The following is a 24598-nucleotide window of genomic DNA, read 5'->3' as shown; positions in this document are numbered from 1 at the left end:
CCTCGCCAGGTTGGTTACCAGCTAAACTTGGCGAGTAGCTGTCGTAGGTCTTGCGCTAGCTGCGCTAGCGCCTGCGACTCTTCATTTGATTTTTGTGCATCCAGGCGCGTGGCTTCAGAAGAATCTGTTACCGCATGCACGTTGCTATTAATCTCTTGCACTACCGCGCTTTGCTCTTCAGCCGCGGTGGCAATATTGGTGCTCTGTTCACGGATATTTTCGAACTCGGTAATCAACGTCATTAAGCTTGACGACACTTTCTCGGCAGCTTCAACCGATTCTTCAGCCTGGCTTTGTGAGCTTTGCATCACGGGCACAGCTTGCTGAACACTATTACGTAGCCGCTCAACAATATCTTGAATTTTGCCTGTCGCGTCACCTGCTTGCCCTGCCAATGAGCGCACTTCATCGGCAACCACTGCAAAGCCCCTGCCCTGCTCACCTGCCCGCGCCGCTTCAATCGCCGCATTAAGTGCCAACAAATTGGTTTTCTCAGAAATGCCGCGAATCAAATCCAGCACAGACACAATTTCATCAGAGTCGTCATTAATACGCTCAAAACGAAGACTCACCGCTTCGATAGACGAGGCCAGCTCTCTAATCTGACTTTGCGCTCGATCCAACTGGTCTTGCGTGTCGCCAACGTTTCGATCAGCCTCGGCGACCGATGACAAACTGATTTCGGTAATGCGGGCAACCTCTTTAGCCGACGCATCTAACTCGGTGACGGCCGTTGCAACTAGCTCGGTTTGCTGAGTTTGTGTATCCATTGAGCGAAGCGTGCGCTCACTTATTTCACTGCCTTGCACGGTAGAATCAGCTAGTTTGTCCGCCGTTTGAGATACTTCTTGAATCACTGCACGTTGCTGATCAATCAAGGTATTCAGCGACTTGCCTAGTTCAATAAACTCACGCCCACGATCAATGCGTGGTTTGGTTGCGAGATTGCCAGAAGCAACCTGCTGCATGGCTTGCTGCATAATGGCAATAGGGCCTGCGATCACTCGCCCTAGAGCAAACCCTATACCTACTGCCAGCAACACACTCACACCCGCAATGACTAACATGGTGACCCGAGCATTGTTAGCCACTTCATTTGACTGTGACTCTGCTTCTAGTGCGACGTTATTGGCAAGCTCGGTAAATTGGCGGCTTAACTCGTTAAACTGCTCGACCTCATCGTTAACCTGCCCTAGCAAAGCATCTTTGGCCGCCGCAGCGCTAACCATCTCAGCCCGCGCTTCAAGTAGCGGAGAATTTCCAACCGCCTCGACAAATGCCGCAATTTCGGTGAACTGAGCTTCGCCAACGTTATTCTGGATTCGCACAAAGTCATCTTTGAAACGTTCCACTAGGGAAATGTTACGCCCCATCTGGCGCGCTAATATATTGAATTGCCTGGCTATTTTTTCTAACTGCTCCGCGTCGGCTGAAGTGGCCAGGTTAATTTGATCGCGATATTCCTGAAGCTTACCAGTGAGGTAGGATTCGGCGCCATCAATTGCACCCGAGGCCAAACCAGAATCGATAGCAAAGTCGATGTCTTTGCGCAGGTCGTCTAGAAATGACTGAGCGCGCCGGTTGCGTTCAAGTAGGGCATCCGCTTGCTCGTTTACCGAGATTTGTGCCGAGAGTAAGTCACTATGCTGAGTCATTAGCTGCAAAGCATCAGCATCAAGTTTCTCAAATAACTGTTCTAATGCTTGTTTTTGGCGTGCCAAGGAATCGACTGGCGTTGGGGTTTCATCTAACAGCTGAAAAACGCGCTCCGATGCCAGAATGTAAGCGTCTCTATGGGTTTGCAGTGCCTCACCAGATTCTTCGTTAAGGTAATTAGAGAGCGCTTGACGCAATTGTAAAAGTGACACAGATAGCTCACCTGCTTTTACAACGGCAGGTGATGTTTCTTGCGTTATGTAACTAATCTGGCTTTGTACCGAGCCGATAGCACGAAGCGACGACACAGTTAGCAGCCCAATTAGCGCAAGCATAAGCACAAAGGTAGCTGTAATAGCAGTAGTGACTCGCGCGTTTCTGAACATGATGGCTCCCAGTGAGGAAAACGCTACTGCCCATTCTATCGGCAGTAAAATACTTTTCTTAACATCCATATTTAAAGTTAGTTCAATCTGCGCATTCACACCAAAGCCTGATACCATGAATATTTGATTAATTTAAGTAAGGAACCATTGTGTCGGCGAAACGCCCATTGCTCGCACCACTTACAAGCCTGAAAGGGGTAGGACCCAAGCTTGCCGAGCAGTTGCAAAAGCTAGGTATACACAACGTTGAACAGGCACTGTTTCACCTGCCCTTGCGTTATGAAGACAGGGGCAACTTGGTGCCAATGAATCTGCTTCGCCCTAATGTTGCGGTGTTAACGCAAGGCACTGTAGTGAATAGCCAAATTATTAATGGCCGCAAGCGCAGTTGGCGCCTCACCATCGAACATGAAGGGGCACGCTTGCATCTAGTTTGGTTTTACTTCTCCAACGCACAAATTAAACGCTTGGCATTAGGTAGCAAATTAAGGGTTTTTGGTCAGGTCCGCCCGGGTAGACTAGGGTTAGAGATCGTACACCCCGAGAGCGAGCTAATTGATCACTTCGAACAGCCGCTTAGCGACAGTGGCATCGTCGCCATCTATCCCGCTACCGAGGGCCTACAACAGAAAAGGTTGCAGCTTGTTATTCAGCAAGCACTAGATCTGCTGGTAGATCAGGGTATCGATGAAGACCTACCAGATGATGTTATTGCCAACGAGCAACTGCCCACACTCAAAGAAGCCATACTAGCCATTCACCGACCAACCGATATATGGCAAGTTCAGGCGCTAACCGATGGTAACCACCCGGCTGTTAAACGCTTAGCGTTAGCCGAGTTATTGGCGCACCAAATTAGCTTGCTGCGTTTGCGCCAGCAACAAAAACAGTTCGCCAGTTACCGTTTTCAACAGCATAGTCAGCGCCAGCAAGCATTGTTAAATAGCCTGCCATTTAAACTGACCAAAGCCCAGTTGCGAGTGGTAGATGAAATTACTGACGACACCTGCCAAGCAACCCCAATGCGACGTTTGGTTCAAGGGGATGTAGGCTCGGGTAAAACCCTAGTGGCGTTTATGGCCATGTTGAGTGCGGTTGACGCGGGCTATCAAGCAGTGTTGATGGCGCCCACCGAGTTGCTCGCTGAGCAGCATTTCCAAAACATCAATAAAATGGCAGAGTCCACTCGGGTTCGAGTGGCGAGCTTACTTGGCAAACATACCAAAAAGCAGAAGCAAATCGTCAACGAGCAATTGGCCAACGGTGACATTGATATCCTTATTGGCACGCATGCTGTGTTTCAGCCCGACATTACCTTCCAGCGCCTTGCCCTCGTCGTCATAGATGAACAACACAGGTTTGGCGTTGAGCAGCGAATCGCCCTCATGCAAAAAGGCGAAGATGCCAGTGGCCGCCAACCACACCAACTGGCTATGACTGCAACGCCCATCCCACGCACACTCGCCATGACCATTTGGGGAGATATGGACTGCTCGGTAATTGATGAGTTACCACCGGGACGCAAGCCGATTACCACCACAGTTCTAGCAGACGATCGCCGGGAAGCCGTAATGGGGCGCGTGGCTGCCGCTGCTGCAGATGGCAAACAGATTTATTGGGTCAACACTCTGATAGAAGAGTCTGAAGATGACGAGTTGGTAGCCGAATCTGCCGAGCGCACCGCTGCTGATATGCGCGCTCGCTTGCCTCAGGTTCGAATTGGCCTAATACATGGGCGAATGAAAGCAAGCGATAAACAAACTGAAATGGAAAAGTTTGCTACCCATGAGTACGATGTTCTTGTTGCAACCACAGTCATTGAAGTAGGTGTGGATGTACCCAATGCTAGCGTGATGGTCATTGAAAACTGTGAGCGACTAGGCTTATCACAGTTACACCAGCTACGCGGGCGAGTGGGACGCGGTGCGCAAGAGAGTTATTGTGTACTGCTCTACCACCCTCCGTTATCACAAGTAGGTAAAGCACGTCTTACGGCTATGCGAGAAAGCCAAGACGGTTTTTATTTGTCGGAGCAAGATCTCAAGCTGAGAGGCCCTGGGGAAGTACTTGGCAAGCGGCAAACAGGCGATTTAAATTTGCGCATTGCACAACTAGATCGAGATTTTTCATTAATTGAACAGGCGAAGACACTGTCTGAGCTGCTATACCAAAATAGTCCATTGCATTGCCAACGCCTTACTGAGCGGTGGCTACCCAATGCAGAAAGTTTTGCCAGTGTTTAGGAATGCTTAAATGAATTTAGCCAATCAGACGAGTCATCCGTTTACCGCCGACATTATCTCGGCTTTACAGTTTTTGGACACCCGTGCCAGAAAACCTAAACAGCATTTGCAAGTAACCTTGCTGCAGGATGACCTAGGCCGAGCAGTTCTTATTCACAGTAATCAAAGCCTGATTAATCCAAAACTATTGCTGGCGAACACTGGCCGTGCATTCAAGCCTGCTAGCTTGCAACGCTGGTTAGACGAGCTAAAAGTAGATTTTGCCCCAGTGTTGGCGAGCTGCCATAAGTTTGAAACCTTTATCGACCGCACAGTACTAGAAAATGACCAACCTACTTGGTTGCAGTTTGCTGCATCTGGCTGGGGCAAGGTGTCTGACCTGCGCCCGCTTGTAGAGCAACCTCAGGTCACTGTTACCCAAGCCTGTGAGCCAGCACCGCAAATTGAAGTGCGCTGGGACGCACCGTTCGAATCGGACGAGTTGGCCGTGAACGAAGCAGTAAAACAGTTCACCGTACGACGCATTAAACAACGCTTAGATGAAACCCTAGAAATGCCACCATTGCCGCAATCGGCGTCGGCGATTATTGAGCTTCGCAACGACCCAGACGCCGATGCTGAAAAGCTAGCCAAAATTATTGAGGCAGACCCAAGCTTAGCGGCACAAATTGTTGGCTGGGCGTCGAACTCGTACTTCTCGGCGCCTGGACAAGTACGCTCAGTGCAAGACGCGATTGTGCGCGTGCTTGGCTACGATCTAGTAATGAATCTTGCCATGGGCTTGGCACTTGGCAAATTATTGGAAAGCCCAGAAGTGCAAGGTGGCGAACTACCATTTTGGCAACAATCATTAATAACCGCAGGGCTCAATGCCAGCCTGTGCGACCTGATACCCGCTGCTTACCGGCCAACGTATGGCCTCACCTACTTAACTGGTTTATTGCATGGGTTTGGCCACCTAATTTTGCATCATTCTTTTAAACCACAGTTCGATGCCATTGCAAAGCTTGTGCAATTTAACCGCCACCTAGAACCAAGCCAAGTAGAGCTGCACGTACTGGGCATTACCCGAGAGCAAGTAGCCGTTGCGCTGTTAAAAGTATGGCGTTTACCAGAAGAAGTCATTCACGGCATCAAGTACCTACACCAAGGTGACTATGCCGGCGCCTATGCCGACTACGCGCAGATTAACCGTATTGCCGTCACACTAGCGCGCCAACTTGGCTACAGCTTAGGGCCTATTAGCGAAGTCAGCGACGATCAGTTGAGTCCGCTGCATATTAATCGCGACCAGCTCACCAAGTTGATCCAAGGGTTTGGTGAGCATGCTGAAAATTTACAGTCGATGGCGGCCGTATTGAGTCAAAAATAATTTCAAGGAATTCCTGACAGTTGCCGATACATGGTCTATATAAATATAGGGTTACGTTGAATTACTAACCGTAATGAACCCTACATTTAATTGTCGTTTCGCATACAAAAAGAAGCACAAAATAGCGAATTATCCATGGAAACTGGGGAGTAAGCACAATGGGTTACAATAGAACCATTAGCTTTGACAAAGAAAATTCAGCATCGGCCAACGCGGCCTCTCGAGATAAACTTCGTGATAAATTGAACAGTGATGTTCAGGCCTTTCTTGAGCAAGGTGGCGAAATCAAAAAAATTGAGCCACGCGTGATGGCGGATCCTCCTAAGCGCCCTGAATCAAACTACGGTAGTCGCCCAATCTGAGAACGATCTACGCAGCACAGCTCGAAACACTGTTGCACTTTTGCAACGGTGTTTCATTGCTAGCCACTTCACATTTACTTTCAGCTCGCTACACTGCTGGTCATACTTATTAATTTATTGGAGAATCCAAATGGGTAACGTTGCTGTTATCAATGCTGACGAGTTTGCGCAAAAAGTAGAAAACGACAAAGAGCTAACGCTAGTAGACTTTTACGCTGACTGGTGTGGACCTTGTAAAATGATTGCGCCTGTACTTGAGCAACTAAGCGAAACTTACAGCGACCAGATCAACATAGTTAAGCTAGATGCTGATGCCCACCCAGAAGTACTAGCGAAGTACGGTGTTCGCGGTCTACCTACGCTGATGATCTTCAAAGACGGAGCACCACACGCAACAAAAGTGGGTGCCCAACCAAAATCTGCAATTGAAGAATTCGTTAAAGAAGCGATCTAATTCTGCTTCTTGGCAAAAAATAGCCTCTACTTTGGTAGGGGCTTTTTTATGCTTTTTAGAGCATGTTGACAGAAATTAACATTCAGCAATGATTTACTGCCACCTAATAAGTGATTGCAGTTGGTGAGTAGTGTATGCGCGGTTTCATTGTTGCCTTGTTATTAATCCTGCCTGCCGCGTCACTAGGCAAAGTGATTCATGCCGATTATCGCTCATGGTCAATCTATGGCCCTAGCCTCCCTCCAAACCAGCTTCCGTTAGATCGATTTACCCATCTAAGTTATGGCGAAACCATGCCTAACGCCGATGGCAGCTTGCTGCATCCTGATACCCATGCAGACTTTCAATTTATCGACCCGCAACTCGATGGCAATGTTCAAAGAGCTGGTAACCTCGCTGCACTATCACACCTGCAGCAATCGCAACCACAACTGCAACTCCTGCTGCAAATTGGAGGCTATGGTTCAGATGACAACTGGGCCGGTGCACTGGCAAATCACCGAGACAAGCTACTGACCAACATCATATCGATTTTGCGCAATAACAACTGGCAAGGGGTGGAGTTGGAGTGGCATTACCCGGAAGGCAGTGTTAACCAACAAAACTATTTGTGGCTGATTCGCTCTCTTAAAGAACAAGGTTTTACGGTGGTCGTCAGCTTGCCCGTGCGAGCAATTACCAAAGACCTGTGGGACTTAAGCCAGTTTAATCAATGGGCCGACTATTTTACCCTTAACCCCTACCTCGCTTACGGTGCTTGGGACACCAAAACAGCCATGCAATGGCCGCTTAAGAGTCCAGTTGCCGAGCAGATCAGTGTGCAGAAGTCCGTTGCTGTCTATCAACACGCTGGTTTGCAGCTCAATAAACTAGTGCTCATGCTGTCACCCGCTGCGCAAGGCTGGCAAGGTACAACTAACCCCTACAGTGATCATCAAGGCATGTTGTTTGGCCCGTATGACAGTGAACAAGCGTCTGGCTTATTCCCTCGAGCTGCGCTGCAAGCAGTACTAGATGGCGAACAGAACCAAGCCTGGCAAATCATGTTCGACGACGCCAATGTAGGCGCCTTTGCTAGCAATGGCAGCGATCTGCTAACTTTTGAGTCTAACGCATCAATTAATCAAAAAGTTCGTTGGGTACTCGCCAATAACTTGGCCGGCATCGGCATTAGTGAAGTGCAACACGATGTGATTGATGGCGATTGGTCGGTTAGCTTGCAGTTGTTTGAACAAATTGCCTCACCTTGGCAGAAGCTCTATGGTTGGTGGCAGAAACATCTGGCAACTATGATCAAAATGATTGGATTGCTGGCACTAGCCGGCGCAGTGGTTTGGGTGTGGCGCCTTTGGCAGCAGCAACAAAAACAGCGCCAGCAAGACGAGCGACAACAGCGGCAACTGGCAGAGTTAACTCAGCATCTCAGCCGGCTACAAATTGCTTCACTTTTAGGGCTCAGGTACTGGCAAGCATTAAATAACGCCCGCTGCCTAGCGGACTCGAGTAGCTATAAACAAGCGGCGACCTTTTCGACCCAGATTTTACAGCACACAAAAGGCTTGCCGCTAACTAGCCAGACTACGGAGTTTGAATTAATTGATTGGCTAAAACACTGGCAAGCCGATCTAAACGGTGAGCTAACCATCACGGTTGATCAACAAGCATTAGCTCAGCTGATTGATATTTGGTGGTCGAGCATGCAGCAGCCTAGCCTGCAAGTGAAAGACCATCAGCTCATACTTGAGGGCCAAAATACCCTGCATTTAGACCAATTCGCCCAGTTCGACCGCATTCGCCAAATTGCCAAAGCACAAAATTGGCAACTGCACTGGCGCGACCATAGGCTGCTACTCGAGTTGCCTGCAGGCAAAATCAAAACCGACTGGCAGCCGTTGTACCAACAATTAGAGTCGAGTGCGCCAGGTAAACCTTGGAGCGATGCGATTAGTGCCTTTCTACAGACCATTAGTGAACCTGCCGTTGGGCAATCGATTGCTTTGCAATGCAAGGTGTTAGGCGGCCATGACATTCAGTTAGCTGACCAACAGTTGCCAGCTGGCGAACATCGCCAGTTTCAGTCGATGGTGGCACAGCTAGAAGTTCTGGGCGCCCAGCTCAGTCGCATTACCCAATCACCGCAATTGTTAGAAGACTTGCACAACCTTGCCGCCAATTATCAACACATCAGCCACATTCAATCGGATCGAGGCTACTGCCAGGTTCACTTTATTGATCAGCGTGCTCCACTAGTCAGTACGCTACGATTAAATGCCATCAAACAATGGTTTAACGACGACCAATGGCTGGCGATTCACCGCAGCTATTTGGTCAACCCAAATCATTGCAGGGCAATCGAAACACCAAGCAAAAACAAACACCTGTTGACTCTGTCGAACCAGATTCAACTACCTATTGGGCGCAATCAATTGGGTACAGTTCAGCAATTTATTGATGATAGCCAGTTGGCTAGAGCCCTTTAAAATAGCGGCCTTGTCGGTACGTTTTAGCTTTTTCAGTACCACTGGTGAAAGCGCCACTCTCGGCCTCTTTTTTTGGCCAACCAGAAAGGCAAACTGTTGCTGCTCATAATTTGAGGAGAGCAACATGAATAAAAAAATACTACTCTCGGGCATTGCTGCTGGCATGGTGCTAGCTGGCTGTAATATCCAGATCAACCCTGTTGATCAAAATGGTCAAGTAACGCCGACCGTGACACCAACGATCACACCGACAACGACGCTAACAACTACAATTACGCCAACCGTTACGCCACACATTTCTAATACGCCAGTGCCGCAGGTGATTGGTTATTACGACCCATGGAATATCGAACCTGAGCAGGTGCAGTACCAATACCTAACCGACATTAACTACTCGTTTGCTCTGCCGCACGACACTGCTGGTTTGATCTTTGCCAATGGTGAAGATGACCGTGAACTGCGCAAATTGGTTGATTTGGCCAAAGCCAATAACGTTGAAGTGCACTTGGCCGTTGGTGGCTGGATCGCCGATGCCAACGGTAATGCTGACGACAGCGTTTGGATGCGTGTAACAACCGACGAAAAACGTGCTTGGTTTATTCAAACCATTCTTGACTGGGCAGCAACCTACCAGGTTGATGGCATCGACATTGACTGGGAATGGCCAGATAACCCAGAAGAAACAGCGCGCTACGAGCTGTTTATGCAAGAGTTAAAAGTAGCACTGCACGCCAATAACCTTGAGCTTTCTACTGCGCTAGGCGGCTCAGCCTGGACAGGCCAGCATATTAGTGATGCCGCACTCGCCACAGTAGATGTATTAAACGTTATGTCATACGACATGGCGGCAGGCGATCATGCACCGTACTCATTTGCTGAAAGTTCGATCGACTACTGGGTCAACCAACGTGGCTTCCCAGCAGAAAAACTAGCGCTTGGTATTCCATTCTATGCTCGTTGCTGTGGTAACTGGGGTAAGGTCAAAACATACCAAGAGCTTCTACCTAAACTAATTAACCCGTTCGAAAGCAATATCAGCATTGCTGGTGAACAGTGGTACTTCAATGGCATCAATGAAGTACAGCGTAAAACGCAATTAGCCAACGACAAAGGCCTGCACGGCACGATGATTTGGGCACTGGGCCAAGATGCTGCGGGCGAGTACAGCTTGCTAAAAGCAATCAGCGATGCCAATCGTTATGGTGTACAGCCAACGCCATACCCTACACCTACTAACGTGATCACCCCAACGCCGACACCAGTAACAGGTTTTACCGGTGAATGGTTTGACGACTTTAACTACGGCATCAATGGCGGATTACCAACCGAGCAAAATGGCTGGCACATCAGCAACCGCGGCGGAGGCCCTGGCCCTGGCACATTCAAAACCTCACAAATTTCCTTTGCTGAGGAAGCTGGTGACACAGTGATGCATATGGATGCGTCAGTGGTGAATGGTCAGCTATACAAAGCCGAAATCGCCTCTACCGAGCAAAAGTTCTTACAAGGCACCTATGCTGCACGTGTGAAGTTCAGTGATATGGCGTTGCAAGGCATCGACAATAACGCCGACAAGCTAGTGCAAACCTTCTTCACCATCACCCCGTTGGCGGCACCGATGGACCCAGACTATGGTGAAATCGACTTTGAATACCTGCCAAAAGGTGGCTGGGGCACTGTTGATTCAACCATGTTTATGACTACATGGGAGACATACAACCCGAACCCATGGCAGAAAGTAGGCAAAACCGACACCCTCACAGGCAGTTTGGATGGTTGGCATACCCTAGTTTTCACTGTTGATAATGGCCTAGTAACCTATTACATGGACGGCCAATTGGTGACGCAACATGGTGATATCTACTACCCAGAAACACCAATGTACATCGCCTTCAACCACTGGTTCATCGGCGGCGACACCAGCGATATGAACGAGCGTCATTATCGCCAATCAGTCGACTGGATGTACTTCAACGGCACCGACATCTACACCCCAGCACAGGTAGAACAACGCGTAGCAGAACTAGAATTCCCTCGCTAACGTTGAGTGCAGAACCCCAGGCAGGCGCGAAAATATCGGTCTGGGGTTCGGGGCAGGTTCCGCCGGAGTGAGTCGCACTGCAACGCTGACACGCCCTTCCCAACGAATCACCTTGGCTCCAACCCGATGTTTTCGCGCCAGCTACCTAGTTCTCGATGACGTAGCAAGGTTCGTAGTGGCTGCCTGGTAGCTTCATGCGGAATTGGGCGACCATTTCGCGTAGCAAGTGATCGAGTGGCTCCATGATTTCTTTGTCACCTTTCAGAGTAAATGGGCCATGCTCTTCAATGGCTTTAATCCCTGACTCTTTAACGTTACCTGCCACAATGCCTGAGAACGCACGACGCAGGTCCGCTGCGAGGTGGTGAACAGGCTGGTCTTTATGCAAACGCAGTTTGGACATCGCATCATGCGTCGGCTCAAATGGCTGCTGGAACTCTAGGTCAATCTTTAGACGCCAGTTGAAGTGGTAGGCATCGCGGTGGCGAATGCGGTAGTGCTTCACTTCATCCATGCCTTGGCGCATTTCACGGGCGACTTGTGCTGGGTCATCAATGATGATTTTGTACTTTTGCTGCGCTTCAAAACCTAGGGTTGCATCAATAAACGCGTGTAGCTGGCGGAAGTACTCTTCGCTTTCTTTCGGCCCAGTTAATACCAGTGGGAAAGGAATATCGCGGTTTTCTGGATGTAATAAAATACCCAGCAAGTACAGTAGCTCTTCAGCAGTACCAGGACCGCCCGGGAAGATGATGATGCCATGTGCCATGCGCACAAACGCTTCCAAGCGTTTTTCGATGTCTGGCATGATGACCAGCTCGTTCACAATCGGGTTTGGCGCTTCGGCGGCGATGATGCCTGGTTCAGTGATCCCTAAATAACGGCCAGTATAAATACGCTGCTTCGCATGCGAGAGTGTGGCGCCTTTCATTGGCCCCTTCATCGCGCCCGGTCCACAACCAGTGCAGATATTCATCATGCGAAAGCCAAGCTCATGGCCAACTTCTTTGGTGTATTTAAACTCTACATTGTTGATGGAGTGACCACCCCAGCACACCACTAAGTTTGGCTCTTCACCTGGTCGCAAAGCACGCGCATTGCGTAAAAAATCAAACACATAGTGGGTATTGGCAGCCGACTCTTGCAGGCCATTTTCGTGGCGCAAATAGTTCTGTGCATAAACCAGGTCGCGCAACGCCGAGAACAGCATTTCGCGGGTTGAGGCGATCATTTCGCCATCAACAAACGCATCGGCTGGGGCATTGTGCATAATCATGCGAATGCCACGATCTTCTTGTTCGAACTCTACGTCGAAATCCGGGTAGGCTTCCATAATGGTTTTGGCGTTGTCGCTGTCGGACCCGGTGTTCAAAATTGCTAGCGCACATTGGCGAAATAGTGGATAAATAGAACCACTGCCTCGTTCCTTTAGCAGCTCGACTTCGCGATGAGATAAAACCTCTAACGAACCTCGAGGCGAAATCGAGGCTGTGACGGTAGGGCGAGTTTGTGGCATTGCTACTCCTTAACTGAACTACGCTTTGCCTAACAATACATTTATTAGGACTGTTAAGTATGCACCAACATCTGCACTTTGACATGGCGATTAGTGCAGCTTCGTTGCGCCAACAGTTGTTGAACTCAGCAATGTTTCAACAACGTTGGCCACAGGCGCGAGAAATTCATTGTATAAATGGCACGCTTAATGCCAGCAATAGTCGATACGTCATTAAGATCATTGAGGGTACACAAGAAAAATCAGTCAGTCTTGCATTTACCGATGAAGGCCCACTCATTCGTGAGGTTTGGCGGGGGGAAGATTATTTTTGCCAAATCGATCATGCATGGAGTGCCACCGGCTGGTCGTTAGACGCAAGCTGGCAACTAAGAGGGTTTCGCAATCGTTTTGCCAAGCGCCGCCAGCAAGTACTGCAAGGCAGTCTAGCAAGCGGATTTAACCGCTTGGCAATGAAGATTAATAGCGAGCTAGCGTTAGAAAATTAGCGTTACACCCGCCTGCCAGTGCGCACCGAGGCTAACTAAGGATGCTTCGGCTTCGGTGCTCACAATGCCCTGCTGAAAATACCCACCATGTAGCAAGAATGCTGGCGACCATGCGTAAGTTAGTTTAGCGTCAAGGTCATATTCGGTTAATAAGCCAAACTCTCCAGCGATGGTAGCGGTCGACAATAAACCTGGGCGAACCCCTACTGTTGCACCAGCGAACAAATCACCAACGACTTGCGAGCCTAATCCTAGGTTCATACCCAAGCCCCAGTTGCTGTAGGTACCAGAGTGTGTGCGGTATCCATACAGTGCTAAATCAGCCGAGAAGCGTCGATCGCTACCTTGCGCTGGCTGTTTATGAAACACCTGCCAGAAAAACCCAGTGCGGTCATGGCGATAACGTTCGCCCGTTACCCAATCGGCTTCTTCATTCACCGCTTTCGCAACATCGACGGTTTCGGCATCAGTAATTTGCACCGCCCACGACGCTTGCCCTATCCACATAGGGTCATCAATTTTGCCGCCATACCCAACGGTTGCCTGCCAATGACGATCACTGCCTGCAGCCCCTAACACAAAACCGTTGCCGGCAATTACCGCGTCACGCTCATTGGTTTGCGCCAGCGCCGCAACCGGCAGGCACAACAACAGCACTAATCGTTTTAGCATTCAGAAAACCTCTATTTTGCTGGTTACCAATGACTATTTATTGGCAACAATGCGCTCAAATTTTGCTTGCAACTCGGCTTGCGTCTCTCGACGATTCGGATCAAACGGAATGCAATCGATTGGACACACCTCTTTGCACTGCGGTGTATCATAGTGCCCGACACACTCTGTGCAGAGGTCTGGGTCGATGACGTACACCGGCACACCCTCAGAAATGGCTTCATTCGGGCATTCCGGTTCGCACACGTCACAATTGATGCACTTGTTGGTAATCATTAAAGCCATATCGAGCGCTCTACTTTATGCCAGTTGAGTGAAGTTAGCCTGAATGGCTACTAGGATACACCAAAGCGCTGACGCAGCGCCTGCTCTACATTATTGGGTACCAGCGTATGGGTTTCCCCTCCTAGCCGAGCGATCTCTCGCACCAAGGTAGAACTAACCGCCGATAGCTCTGGCTCTGGAAGTAAAAATATGTAATCCAGGCCCGGAGTCAGCTTGCGATTTAACTCAGCCATAGGGCGCTCGTAGTCTAAATCTGCCCCAGAGCGAATGCCGCGCAGAATAATGTTGCCTTGCTGCTGCTTGGCGAACGCCGTCAACAAACCACTAAATCCCAACACTTCCACATTGTTTAAGCCCTGACATGCCTCTTTGGCAAAGGCCACACGCTCATCGGTTGTAAATAGCGTACGCTTGCTACCCACTTCCTGAGCGACAGCGACGACGACTCGATCTGCCATTTTGGCAGCACGTTGAGTGAGGTCTAGATGACCCAAAGTAAAAGGGTCGAATGTGCCAGGATAAATAATCGTGTTCGCCATACCAGAACCTGGATTGTTAGGTTGTGCCATTCTAGCATGGCTACACGTGATAACGCAGTAACCAGCTCTCTACCTGACCATGCGCTTTGTGTTTGATGACCTCGAACCCTTCTGGGGTGGCATGCCCTTGCTCCGCTTCCACGTATAAGAACGCACCATCGGCTAAGTGGGGTTGTAAGGCCCCTAGGGTTGGCTCAATCAAATCCATATTAAATGGCGGGTCGATAAAAGCTAACTCGTAGGGTTTGCCCTTGTAGCTTTTTAAAAAAGTGAGGGCATCCAGGTTGTGCACCTTGGCTGCAGAGCAATTTAGCGTTGCTAGGTGCTGAGTAATTTGTTTGGCTGCCGGTTTAGCTCGCTCGATAAAGTCGCAATGACTTGCACCCCGCGATAATGCTTCTAGGCCTAGCGCACCAGAGCCAGCAAATGCGTCTAGCGTGTGTTTGCCAAAGGTGTCGTGCATTAACCAATTAAACAAGGTTTCACGCATTCTATCTGACGTAGGCCGCAAACCCGTAGCGGCTTTAAAACTTAACCGGCGACTGCGCCATTCGCCGCCAACAATGCGTAACTGCCCAGGTTTCATTGCATTCTCTCTATTTGCCGGTTCACCATGGCCAAGTTCACCGAGCGAATCCTAGCTGGCTGCTCGGTCAAAAAACTTGGCGGCAGCGATTCTGCCACCATCACTGCAAGATAGCGAGCCAACTGGTCCACATCGCGAGGCTGTTGCGCTGCTTGCAGCAACTGCTCAAGCCTTGGCTGCAGCGCATCAAAAGCCATTGGTTGGCGAGCTTCACTAGGAATGTTGCGATTGACCAGTAAGTAGGAAGGGGTTGTGGCGTGCTGCCAGCGCTCTTGTATGCGATACCCAGACAACTGATTTAACACATGATCCTTGGCGATTAAAAAGGCAATTTGCTCAGCCGTGCCGGTGGCCGGGCTGGCAATCATCGCCACATCGGAGGCCTGAGGTACCTCTAGTGCCACAGCCACACCCTGGCCGCTGGCAATCGTTTGGGTTAGCTCACTGAGCGCCGCATCTGAAATAGGCCCTAACACACCAACACCAGCTACAAAATCGGCTGGCACCCAGTCTGCTAGCATCCACAGCAACTGATCAAACGCATCATCATTAACCGGCAACACAAACTGCACGAGCAGTTTCTCGGCTCGGTATTGAGTAGAAATTCGCACATTATCAGGCTCAACAAACTGGCTAACCGGCAAAGCAGAGAAGGCAAGCCACACTTGCAGCTGATCCGTGGCGACATCTAGCCTAGAGACGACAAACTCGTCTTCTGTTTGACTGATTGGCAACGCCTCTAATTGCCAAGAGGTTTCTATGGTGTCTGGTAGTTGTAAGCGACTTCTGTCCTCACCAAGGCTATTGAGCAGGGCAATTAGCGGAATCAGAATAATTATAAGTATCCACAATGTACTTTTTGAAAATACTGGCGGTTTTACCGACATCACCTTTCCCCAAGTTAACTTGCCAATGCACATGCGTGTGCCAAATTTGCTATGAAATTGCCTTAACTTCACTATAGCGGTTTACTATATCGGCCACCATCTGTGCTAGCATAGGCGGATTATTCACCTGATAGACTGCAATCATGTTTGGATTTGGCAAAAAGAAAAAGTTAGCAAATCAACAGGCGAGCGACGAAGCAAAGGCTGTTGAGTCAGTAGTGAACGAAGAAACCAGTTCACCAACCCCAGAAGAAGCGGTAACTGAGCAGCCAAAGCGGTCGTTCTTTGGCCGTATAAAAGACGGCCTATCGCGCACCCGCAGTGGCCTAACGGAATCCGTTGCCACGCTATTTTTGGGTAAAAAAGAGATTGATGACGAGCTATTAGAGGAGCTAGAAACTCAGCTACTCATGGCAGACGTTGGCATGGAAGCAACAAATAAAATCATCAGCGACCTGACTGCACAGGTGTCGCGCAAAGAGCTTGCCGATGGCGATGCGCTATACAAAGCGCTACAAAAATCACTCGGTGAGGTGCTTACACCTGTTTCTGTGCCACTTGAGGTACCCAACGACCATGAAGGGCCGTTTGTTATTTTAGTGGTTGGCATTAACGGCGTGGGCAAAACCACCACCATTGGCAAGCTAGCCAAGTATTTCCAAGCACAAGGCAAGTCAGTCATGCTCGCAGCGGGTGATACCTATCGTGCTGCGGCAGTAGAGCAGTTGAAGGTATGGGGCGAGCGCAACAAAGTGGACGTAGTAGCCCAGCATACCGGCGCCGACAGTGCTTCGGTTATTTTTGATGCCGTGCAAGCAGCGCAATCGCGTGGTGTTGATGTGGTACTTGCCGATACCGCCGGGCGTTTGCACAACAAAGACAACCTAATGAATGAGCTAGAGAAAGTGGTGCGCGTGATGCGCAAATTAGCGCCAACCGCCCCGCATGAAACTTTACTCGTGCTCGATGCTGGCACTGGTCAAAACGCCATCAACCAAACGCAAGTATTTAAAGAGGCAGTAGATGTTTCAGGCATGGTGCTGACTAAACTAGACGGCACCGCAAAAGGCGGTATTCTGTTTGCTTTAGCCGACAAGTTTAACGTGCCAATTCGCTTTATTGGTGTAGGTGAGCAGATCGATGATTTACGCCCATTTGATGGCGAGCAATTCATTAGTGCGCTATTTGATACCGAAAAAGAGGCTGACTAACTCGGTAAACTTCTTCGGTGTATGACGTTATGGGCAAAGGCTGCTAAATGATTGAGTTCGACCAAGTAAGCAAGCGGTATCATGGTGGGCACGAGGCATTAAAAAATGTCACCTTCCGCCTTGATCAAGGAGAGATGGCGTTTGTAACCGGCCACAGTGGTGCGGGCAAAAGTACCATGTTGCGCTTGATGATGGCCATTGAGCAACCTACGGCTGGACAAGTACGCGTGAATCATCGAATTATTAATCGCATGCCACGCCGCCAAGTGCCCTTCTTTCGCCGCGAACTTGGCATTGTGCACCAGAACCACGAACTATTGCCGGAAAAAACAGTATTCGAAAACATCGCACTGCCTTTGCAGATTGCCGGTATGTCGCCTCGCGATATTGATAACCGTGTGCGCGCCGCGCTAGATAAAGTGGGCTTGCTCGATAAAATCAAATACTACCCAGTCATGCTTTCAGGCGGGGAGCAGCAGCGAATCGGCATTGCCCGGGCGGTGGTGAACAAGCCAAAAATCATTTTAGCCGACGAACCAACAGGTAACCTCGACCCGGCTCTATCACGCGACATTATGGACTTGTTTCGCCAGTTCAACCGAGTGGGCACAACCGTGCTAGTAGTGAGCCACGACCTAGGACTAGTTGCCCGCATGCCGTATCGAGTGTTAACGCTTAAACAAGGTCAGTTAAAGCGAGTGCCCGTATGACCCGAAATCAATCTGTTGCTGTTGGCGCAAATGAGCGTCTTGCCGGTTGGTGGCGCCATCATCAGTTTTTGTTCGCCCAAACACCACGCGACCTGATTCGCAAACCCATTGCCAGCATGCTGACATGGTTAGTAATCGCCATTGCTCTAACGCTGCCAACCCTATTTTACGTGGGCATTAAAGGACTCACTGGTCTAACCGACGGCTGGCACGCTGGTGCCCAAATGAGTTTATTTTTACAGACAGATGTGAGCGATGAGCGCGCCCTCGCATTAAGCGAAGAACTGCTAGCTCGCCCCGAGATTGCCAGTGCGCGCTATATTGCGCCCGACCAAGGGTTAGCTGAATTTCGCCAACAATCAGGCTTAGAAGCCCTGCTGGATAATTTAGACAGCAACCCACTGCCGGGCGTCATTGAGTTAACCCCACAGCGAGATCAACTGGATTTTGGTGAAGGCCTACAGATGACTTTTTCTGCTTTACCCGAAGTCGCCCGAGTGCAATTAGACCTTGCTTGGCTAGAGCGTTTAGGGGAAATGCTGGTTTTCGCCCAAAAACTAGTATGGCTTCTTAGTGCGCTACTGAGCTTAGCGGTACTCTTGGTGGTAGGTAACACCATTCGCATGAGTATTGAGCAGCGCCGTGACGAAATACTTGTGGTGAAAGTTGTTGGCGGCACCGACGCCTTCGTGCGCCGACCGTTTTTACACATGGGGGCTTGGTACGGATTAATTGGTGGCATTTTTGCTTGTGTAATGGTGCAAATCTGCTTAGCTGTATTGGCGCCATCGCTGGCAAGCATTGCGCAAAGTTATGGCGTAACCTTAACGGCTCTAAGCCTTTCCATTGGTGAGTCATTGTTCATCATTTTTGCATCAATCGTGGTTAGCCTAGTGGGTAGCCGACTAGCCGTAGCCCGCCATATTCGTGACATAGAACCAAGCTAGGCTTGGCCACGTAATGGTTAACGACTAGCTGTACAGAAACCAAATCAACTGCGTGCAACCGATTTTCAATTGGCACGATTGTGCTAGTATTAGTCCGGTTCACAAATTGTGTGAGGTCACATTAAACGATGAAAAGTCAATTACCAGTTCTTGCATTGGATCGCATGTCACCAGGACAAAACCTGGAAACGTACGTCCAATCAGTGAATTCCGTTAGCGTTTTAACGGCTGAGGAAGAAAAAGAGCTGGCTGAGCGCCTGTGGTACGAGCAAGATCTCGAAGCCGCACGTCAACTGGTGTTATCGCACCTACGTTTCGTCGTACACGTTGCCCGCAGCTACTCAGGCTACGGTTTACCGCAAGCCGACTTAATCCAAGAAGGCAACGTTGGATTGATGAAAGCCGTTCGTCGCTTCAACCCAGAAGTTGGTGTTCGCCTAGTATCTTTCGCCATTCACTGGATCAAAGCTGAGATCCATGAATACATTTTGCGCAACTGGCGCATTGTTAAAGTTGCCACCACTAAAGCGCAACGCAAATTATTCTTTAACCTGCGCAGCTCGAAAAAGAGCCTAGGCTGGTTAAACCAAGAAGAAGCGCAAGCCATTGCCGACGACCTTGGCGTAACAGAAAAGCAGGTTTATGAAATGGAAAACCGCTTAACTGCAAACGACCTTGGATTTGATCTGTCGGATGACGATGATGATGAGAAAGGCAGCAACGCGCCTGTGCTTTACCTTGAAGATAGCTCGCTAGACCCGGCCAACATGGTAGAAACGCACGACTACGAGCAAGACACCTCAGCGCGCATGGCCGCAGCGATGGACGAGCTTGATGACCGAGCGAAAGACATTGTGGCACGTCGCTGGTTAGCCGAAGACAAAGCAACGTTGCAAGAACTAGCAGACGAATACGGCGTCTCTGCCGAGCGCATCCGCCAGCTAGAAAAGAACGCGATGAAAAAGCTACGCGCTCACATGGAGCTGGTAGCCTAAGGCTTTTCCGTCATACCCGCCGCGCCTCCGTCATACCCGCGAAGGCGGGTATCCAGCTAAACATCTAAAAGCAGCACAACGCTGCTTTTTTTGTGCCTAGAGTTTGGTAGGTCTGTAAATCATCCGCATAGCGGATGTTTGCAGACATGGATGTCTGTAAGGGCAAATCGCAGGAGCAGGATTTGCTTGCAGACAAGGAAGTCTGTAAGGGTAAAATCGGAGGAGCTAGGCAGCAGTGCCTGCACAAAATCGAGACTGGCGCGAAAAATTGGGCTTGCCGGGTGCTGATTCTCGCCGAAAGTGCATCTGAGCTCGACGCAGACACGCTCAAGTACATCCCTGTATCGCTCGACATGCGACGTCCTGTCGCAAGACGGTCTGCTTACAAACTCAGACGCCCTATTCGGCTTTATCCTGCACTGCTTTGCCCAAGTTCTTCGCGACCAGATTCTAATCACTCAATGCATTGAATCTTTTAGATCGGAGCCCATGGGGCACCAGCCGCATGTCTGCCGACAGCCACTTTTGTCAAAATTTGTTGCGCTAGCTAGCGAGCTCAGCTCAGCTAGGATATTAATAAGCCCAGCAGCAAGGACAGGCCAATGCAAATTTCCAATGTGCCTCTCGATTTTAGCGGCAAAAGCCTGAATCAATTCGAGCGCTCGACCATCACCCAGATAGCTAACTTGCAGGATCAGGAGGTTCAGCTATCCATCGGTCGTTACGAAATGACCAAATATGTTGGCGAAAAAGGCATTCCTTTTTTAGACGGCATCACCGAAGTGGAGAACATCGAAGACTACCTGCAGGGCTTAGTAAATCGCGCCAAGAACTTTGGCGGTAAGGATGTGCACGGAGTTGAGGCCCAGCAATATGCGCAATTAGCCGAAGCCAAGGGTATTTTTGTTGACTTCGAGGTTTAGTAAATCTTCTACTCATACTCGGAAAGCCCTGTCGTTTCCGCTAGAATAAAACCTTGCTTTAAATACTTGGCGAGCAGGTTTATGACTGAAGATATTCGTTGGTTACAGCGTTTTTCAAACTATAAAAAAGCGTTGGCACAACTTTCTAATGCAGTCGCCTTAAAGCAAACGCGTGACTTGTCTGATCTTGAAACCCAAGGCTTGATCCAAGCATTTGAGTTTACCCACGAGCTCGCCTGGAATGTATTAAAAGACTTTCTCACCTATCAGGGTGAACAAGAAATATTTGGTTCTCGCGATGCCACGCGCAAAGCCTTTGAAGTGGGCTTGGTGAACGATGGTTCGGTATGGATGCAAATGATTGCTAGCCGGAATCGAACGTCGCATACCTACAATGCAGAAACAGCTGAAGCCATTCTGCAACAGGTAGTTAATGCCTATCATAGCGAGTTTCAGGCGCTAGCTTTACGATTTGATGACCTAGCCAAAAAATACCAATGAGCAAGTTATCTAACGCTACACATCAGTATCTGGCGGCTATTACAACGATCCTAAAACAACACGGTATCCAGCAATGCTGTTTGTTTGGTTCTCGAACGCTAGGCACAGAAAGACCAGGCTCAGATATTGATCTATGTATTATGGACGATATAGACATCGTTACGCTAAACGCCATCGATATTGATCTCGAAGATCTGTTACTACCCGTCAAAGTCGATCTGACAAAATGGTCCTCGATCGATAACCCAGACCTAAAAGATCATATCAACCGAGTCGGTTACGCTCTCAACCTTTAACCACTGCTAGCATAAAAACTCGAATCGCCTAATGCATACTTTTTGTCAAAAATTATTGCGCTAGCCAGCGAGCTCAGCTCAGCTAGAATAAGATTGTCATTCAACTAGGAAGAATGAAATGAATACTGGCGCATTAGGCCCTCTTCGCATGGTGAGCGGGCCGCTTGATTTCAGTGGAAGTACTCAAACAAAGTTCGATAAAGAGACATTGGCAGCTATTGCCCGCCTGCAAAAACAAGACACTCAACTGACTAGTAGCCGCTACGAAATCATCAAGCATAACGGCATTAATGACGATGTTGCTTTTATGGATGGCGTTACCAAAGTTGAGAACATCGAAGACTACCTACAGGGCTTGGTAAATAGAGCCGAAAAACAAGGTGGAGAAGATGGTTATGGTGTAAAAACCAAACAATACGCCCAACTAGCCGAAGCCAAGGGCATTTTTGTTGACTTCGAGGTTTAGTTTACGACCCTTGGGTACACTAAAAAACTGATCAAGTTTTACACAAACTATTCGTTTGCTATCATTGATATCACGACTAAGTGATTGGAGTAACGGTAGTGGCAAGTTTAGTTGTGCGAAATATCGATGAAGACATCGTGAATGCCTTAAAAGCACGTGCTGGTGAGCATGGTATAAGTGCCGAAGCAGAGCATAGAAAGATTTTAGAAAGTACGTTGTTGCGTCCTACGAAGAAGAGCCTAGTGGAAACGCTAATGGCTATTCCAGATGTCGGCAATGACTCCGATTTTGCTCGTATTAACGACGACAAGGCTGACGATGTATTTGCTTGATACGAATGTCATTAGCGAACTGAGAAAAAAGAGTCGAATGAACATTGGTGTTCGGTCATTTTTTGAGTCTGTCGATAGCGATTCCTTATATATCAGCAGCATTACAGTTGGAGAATTGCGCCGAGGCGTTGAGCTGATACGCCATCGAGGCGACGCCCCGCAAGCTAGCCTACTAGAGGAATGGCTTACCGGTTTACTGTCAGACTTTGAACGAAATATCCTGTCATTTGATCATGAAGAAGCGCAAATCTGGGGCAAACTACGGGTGCCACACCATGAAAACGCCATCGACAAACTGATAGCCGCAACAGCACTTATCTATGGTTTCACACTAGTTACCCTCAATATAAAAGATTTTATTAATACTGGCGTTACTTTACACAATCCATTTAGTGATGAATGACACCAAGTATTAGATCAGTGCTTTGATCAATAATAATAACGGCAAGCGATGATGATGAGTTGATCAATGGCTACGTCATCCACTAGGGCTCTTGGTTTAGCTTGCCCAAGCTGATATTGGGCGTTACTCATACTATACCCGTATGCTAGACAGGCAGCTGCACTAGTGTGATCATTGATACTGTACACCCAGATACGAGCGATATGATTGATCAAGAAACTATAATCCTAGGCATTAAAAGATTGGCCGAGCAAAACGATGATATTGCAGCGGTGTGGCTTTATGGCTCTCGCGCAAAAGGCACTAGCAGGCCCAATAGCGATTTTGATATCGCCGTCGCCTTCAATGATTTCTCACTTGATCACCTGGCTAAATATCTGCGGCCCAACGAGCTAGCACTAGATTGGCAACAGTCGCTGGGGCTTACTGAGCAACAAATGAGTGTTATTGATATTTCGCTATCACCAACCTATTTAGCACTCAACGTTGTTGAGTCTGGTATGGTAATTTACTCAGACAACTCTTCACGAGTTTATCGAGAAACCGCCAGAGTTCGCAGCCTCTACGAATTTGAACAAGTGGAAAACCGCTAAATGAGCACCGCGCCAGACCATCAAGGGCTTATGCACTACCTTTCAGAGGCTGCTAAGCAAAAACAACGATACGTTGATGAGTTAGAGCAGTTAAGAGCAGACCTAGCGGTGGATAATTTTCGCAGCCGTGACTACCTTGCGACAGAGCGATTACTGCAGGTGTTAACCGAGTTAAGCATCGGACTAGCCAAACATTGCTGCAAGCGCCTAACCGGTCAGTCCGCAGTAGATGCGTACCAAACCTTCAGTCATCTAGCTGAACGAGGATTTTTAACCGTTGCAGAGCTTGCAGAGTGGAAAAAAATTATTGGTTTTCGCAACGGTCTTGTTCACGACTACCTCAATATTGATTTGCTTATTATCGCCAACATATTGAGTAATGCCCATTATCTTCGCGTGGCGCAGTTTTGCGACCAAGCAATTGAGTTTTTGGCAAGTGACACACCTTAATACCTCGCAACACAACTCGACTGCGAGCAATCGATAAAAAAAACAGTTAAAATAGCGCCCATTGATTAACCGAAGTGAGTACTAACATGACTGACAATCAGCAGCATGATGGCGAACAGAAGTTTATGCGCCGCATTCGCACGTTTGTCCGCCGCCCGGGTCGTATGACAGAAGGTCAGCAGTGGGCCTATGAAAACCTATGGTCTGATTATGGCCATAGTGTTGCCGACGGTGCGATTGATTTTGCTGAGTTTTTTGGCCGCCAAGCACCAGTTGTGTTGGAAATTGGCTTCGGCATGGGCGACTCGCTATTGGAAATGGCTGAACAAGCACCAGAGTTAGATTTCTTAGGCATTGAAGTTCACACACCGGGTGTGGGCCGTATTTTGAACAATATGCACCAAGCAGGCGTGAAAAATTTGCGCGTTATGCAAGATGATGCCATTGAAGTGCTAGAAAAGTGCATTCCAGAAAACAGTCTGGATCGCCTGCAACTTTACTTTCCAGACCCTTGGCACAAAAAGAAGCACAATAAGCGTCGCATGGTGCAGCCTGAATGGGTGCAACGTGTTTACAAAAAACTTAAGGTTGGCGGCGTGCTGCATATGGCAACCGACTGGGAGCCCTATGCCGAGCACATGGTTGAGGTAATGGACCAATTTGCCGACCAGTTCAGCAACCAATCTAGCCGCCCACCCTATAGCCCACGACCACAGTGGCGACCGGAAACGAAATTTGAACGCCGCGGCATGCGCAAAGGCCATGGCGTTTGGGACTTGTTATACGAGAAGAGCGAATAAGATT

The 24598-nt window shown here is 48.9% G+C and carries 27 protein-coding genes; 20 read left to right on the top strand and 7 right to left on the bottom strand.

What is annotated here, in order from left to right; translation table 11 throughout:
- Positions 1-14 precede the first annotated feature (14 nt).
- Positions 15-2042 (bottom strand): methyl-accepting chemotaxis protein, encoded by a 2028-nt coding sequence (locus DUW71_RS08025; RefSeq protein WP_158583929.1) that lies wholly within the window; start codon positions 2040-2042, stop codon positions 15-17.
- Positions 2043-2191: 149 nt separating this feature from the next.
- Here DUW71_RS08025 and recG point away from each other — a divergent pair, with 149 nt between their 5' ends.
- The 6 genes from recG to DUW71_RS07995 all read left to right on the top strand — a co-directional run bounded on the left by recG (position 2192) and on the right by DUW71_RS07995 (position 10994).
- The gene (gene recG / locus DUW71_RS08020) at positions 2192-4285 is read left to right on the top strand and encodes an ATP-dependent DNA helicase RecG (RefSeq protein WP_199671183.1); all 2094 of its coding nucleotides are present in this window, start codon (positions 2192-2194) and stop codon (positions 4283-4285) included.
- A 10-nt stretch (positions 4286-4295) separates the two neighbouring features.
- On the top strand, positions 4296-5657 hold the full coding sequence (locus tag DUW71_RS08015; RefSeq protein WP_119394731.1) for an HDOD domain-containing protein: 1362 nt from the start codon (positions 4296-4298) through the stop codon (positions 5655-5657).
- A gap of 158 nt (positions 5658-5815) precedes the next feature.
- On the top strand, positions 5816-6019 hold the full coding sequence (locus DUW71_RS08010; RefSeq protein WP_119394730.1) for a hypothetical protein: 204 nt from the start codon (positions 5816-5818) through the stop codon (positions 6017-6019).
- Between the two features lie 130 nt (positions 6020-6149).
- Positions 6150-6473: a thioredoxin gene (gene trxA / locus DUW71_RS08005; protein WP_119394729.1), complete on the top strand. Its 324-nt coding sequence runs from the start codon at positions 6150-6152 to the stop codon at positions 6471-6473.
- A 134-nt stretch (positions 6474-6607) separates the two neighbouring features.
- Positions 6608-8953 (top strand): glycosyl hydrolase family 18 protein, encoded by a 2346-nt coding sequence (locus tag DUW71_RS08000; protein WP_119394728.1) that lies wholly within the window; start codon positions 6608-6610, stop codon positions 8951-8953.
- A 124-nt stretch (positions 8954-9077) separates the two neighbouring features.
- The gene (locus DUW71_RS07995) at positions 9078-10994 is read left to right on the top strand and encodes a glycosyl hydrolase family 18 protein (RefSeq protein WP_119394727.1); all 1917 of its coding nucleotides are present in this window, start codon (positions 9078-9080) and stop codon (positions 10992-10994) included.
- A 145-nt stretch (positions 10995-11139) separates the two neighbouring features.
- Here the strand turns inward: DUW71_RS07995 and ppnN are convergent, their stop codons facing one another.
- Positions 11140-12510, bottom strand: a complete 1371-nt coding sequence (gene ppnN / locus DUW71_RS07990) for a nucleotide 5'-monophosphate nucleosidase PpnN (RefSeq protein ID WP_119394726.1) — start codon at positions 12508-12510, stop codon at positions 11140-11142.
- Positions 12511-12569: 59 nt separating this feature from the next.
- Between ppnN and DUW71_RS07985 the strand changes: the two genes are divergently transcribed.
- Positions 12570-12998, top strand: coding sequence for a hypothetical protein (locus tag DUW71_RS07985; protein ID WP_119394725.1), 429 nt, complete (start codon positions 12570-12572; stop codon positions 12996-12998).
- On the opposite strand, the gene DUW71_RS07980 is transcribed toward DUW71_RS07985, so the two are convergent.
- From DUW71_RS07980 to DUW71_RS07960, 5 genes are read right to left on the bottom strand one after another with little or no spacing between them, the layout of a single operon-like run.
- Complete coding sequence (locus DUW71_RS07980) at positions 12987-13670, bottom strand: hypothetical protein (protein ID WP_119394724.1); 684 nt, start codon at positions 13668-13670, stop codon at positions 12987-12989. The genes DUW71_RS07985 and DUW71_RS07980 overlap by 12 nt on opposite strands.
- Before the next feature lie 33 nt (positions 13671-13703).
- Positions 13704-13955, bottom strand: a complete 252-nt coding sequence (locus tag DUW71_RS07975) for a YfhL family 4Fe-4S dicluster ferredoxin (protein WP_119394723.1) — start codon at positions 13953-13955, stop codon at positions 13704-13706.
- Between the two features lie 50 nt (positions 13956-14005).
- The gene (gene coaD / locus DUW71_RS07970) at positions 14006-14494 is read right to left on the bottom strand and encodes a pantetheine-phosphate adenylyltransferase (RefSeq protein ID WP_119394917.1); all 489 of its coding nucleotides are present in this window, start codon (positions 14492-14494) and stop codon (positions 14006-14008) included.
- A gap of 40 nt (positions 14495-14534) precedes the next feature.
- Positions 14535-15080 (bottom strand): 16S rRNA (guanine(966)-N(2))-methyltransferase RsmD, encoded by a 546-nt coding sequence (rsmD, locus tag DUW71_RS07965; RefSeq protein ID WP_119394722.1) that lies wholly within the window; start codon positions 15078-15080, stop codon positions 14535-14537.
- Complete coding sequence (locus DUW71_RS07960; protein WP_158583928.1) at positions 15077-15967, bottom strand: hypothetical protein; 891 nt, start codon at positions 15965-15967, stop codon at positions 15077-15079. The genes rsmD and DUW71_RS07960 overlap by 4 nt, the downstream gene beginning before the upstream one ends.
- 143 nt (positions 15968-16110) lie before the next feature.
- On the opposite strand from DUW71_RS07960, the gene ftsY reads away from it, so the two are divergent.
- From ftsY to trmB, 13 genes are all read left to right on the top strand, one after another.
- Positions 16111-17178, top strand: coding sequence for a signal recognition particle-docking protein FtsY (gene ftsY, locus DUW71_RS07955; protein WP_119394720.1), 1068 nt, complete (start codon positions 16111-16113; stop codon positions 17176-17178).
- Positions 17179-17225: 47 nt separating this feature from the next.
- Positions 17226-17888, top strand: a complete 663-nt coding sequence (gene ftsE, locus DUW71_RS07950; RefSeq protein WP_119394719.1) for a cell division ATP-binding protein FtsE — start codon at positions 17226-17228, stop codon at positions 17886-17888.
- Positions 17885-18835 carry a permease-like cell division protein FtsX gene (gene ftsX, locus DUW71_RS07945; protein ID WP_119394718.1) on the top strand — a complete coding sequence of 317 codons (951 nt, stop codon included), beginning with the start codon at positions 17885-17887 and terminating at the stop codon, positions 18833-18835. Before ftsE ends, ftsX begins: the two co-directional genes overlap by 4 nt.
- A 128-nt stretch (positions 18836-18963) precedes the next feature.
- Positions 18964-19830, top strand: a complete 867-nt coding sequence (rpoH, locus tag DUW71_RS07940; RefSeq protein WP_119394717.1) for an RNA polymerase sigma factor RpoH — start codon at positions 18964-18966, stop codon at positions 19828-19830.
- 602 nt (positions 19831-20432) lie between these two features.
- Positions 20433-20753: a hypothetical protein gene (locus DUW71_RS07930; protein ID WP_119394715.1), complete on the top strand. Its 321-nt coding sequence runs from the start codon at positions 20433-20435 to the stop codon at positions 20751-20753.
- Between the two features lie 81 nt (positions 20754-20834).
- Positions 20835-21254 carry a nucleotidyltransferase substrate binding protein gene (locus DUW71_RS07925; protein WP_119394714.1) on the top strand — a complete coding sequence of 140 codons (420 nt, stop codon included), beginning with the start codon at positions 20835-20837 and terminating at the stop codon, positions 21252-21254.
- Positions 21251-21550, top strand: a complete 300-nt coding sequence (locus DUW71_RS07920; protein WP_119394713.1) for a nucleotidyltransferase family protein — start codon at positions 21251-21253, stop codon at positions 21548-21550. Before DUW71_RS07925 ends, DUW71_RS07920 begins: the two co-directional genes overlap by 4 nt.
- Before the next feature lie 118 nt (positions 21551-21668).
- Positions 21669-22016, top strand: coding sequence for a hypothetical protein (locus tag DUW71_RS07915; protein WP_119394712.1), 348 nt, complete (start codon positions 21669-21671; stop codon positions 22014-22016).
- Positions 22017-22114: 98 nt separating this feature from the next.
- Positions 22115-22348 carry a FitA-like ribbon-helix-helix domain-containing protein gene (locus DUW71_RS07910; RefSeq protein WP_119394711.1) on the top strand — a complete coding sequence of 78 codons (234 nt, stop codon included), beginning with the start codon at positions 22115-22117 and terminating at the stop codon, positions 22346-22348.
- A gap of 37 nt (positions 22349-22385) precedes the next feature.
- The gene (locus DUW71_RS07905; protein WP_233546075.1) at positions 22386-22751 is read left to right on the top strand and encodes a type II toxin-antitoxin system VapC family toxin; all 366 of its coding nucleotides are present in this window, start codon (positions 22386-22388) and stop codon (positions 22749-22751) included.
- A gap of 203 nt (positions 22752-22954) precedes the next feature.
- Entirely contained in the window at positions 22955-23344 is a 390-nt protein-coding gene (mntA, locus tag DUW71_RS07900) for a type VII toxin-antitoxin system MntA family adenylyltransferase antitoxin (protein WP_119394916.1), read from the top strand.
- On the top strand, positions 23345-23794 hold the full coding sequence (gene hepT / locus DUW71_RS07895; protein WP_119394709.1) for a type VII toxin-antitoxin system HepT family RNase toxin: 450 nt from the start codon (positions 23345-23347) through the stop codon (positions 23792-23794).
- An 86-nt stretch (positions 23795-23880) separates the two neighbouring features.
- Complete coding sequence (gene trmB / locus DUW71_RS07890; protein WP_119394708.1) at positions 23881-24594, top strand: tRNA (guanosine(46)-N7)-methyltransferase TrmB; 714 nt, start codon at positions 23881-23883, stop codon at positions 24592-24594.
- The last annotated feature ends 4 nt before the right edge of the window (positions 24595-24598 follow it).

It is taken from the genome of Salinibius halmophilus (assembly GCF_003577475.1).
GTDB lineage: Bacteria > Pseudomonadota > Gammaproteobacteria > Pseudomonadales > Natronospirillaceae > Salinibius > Salinibius halmophilus.
Note: the sequence above shows the minus strand (reverse complement) of the source record. Positions and strands in the feature narration are given on the sequence as shown.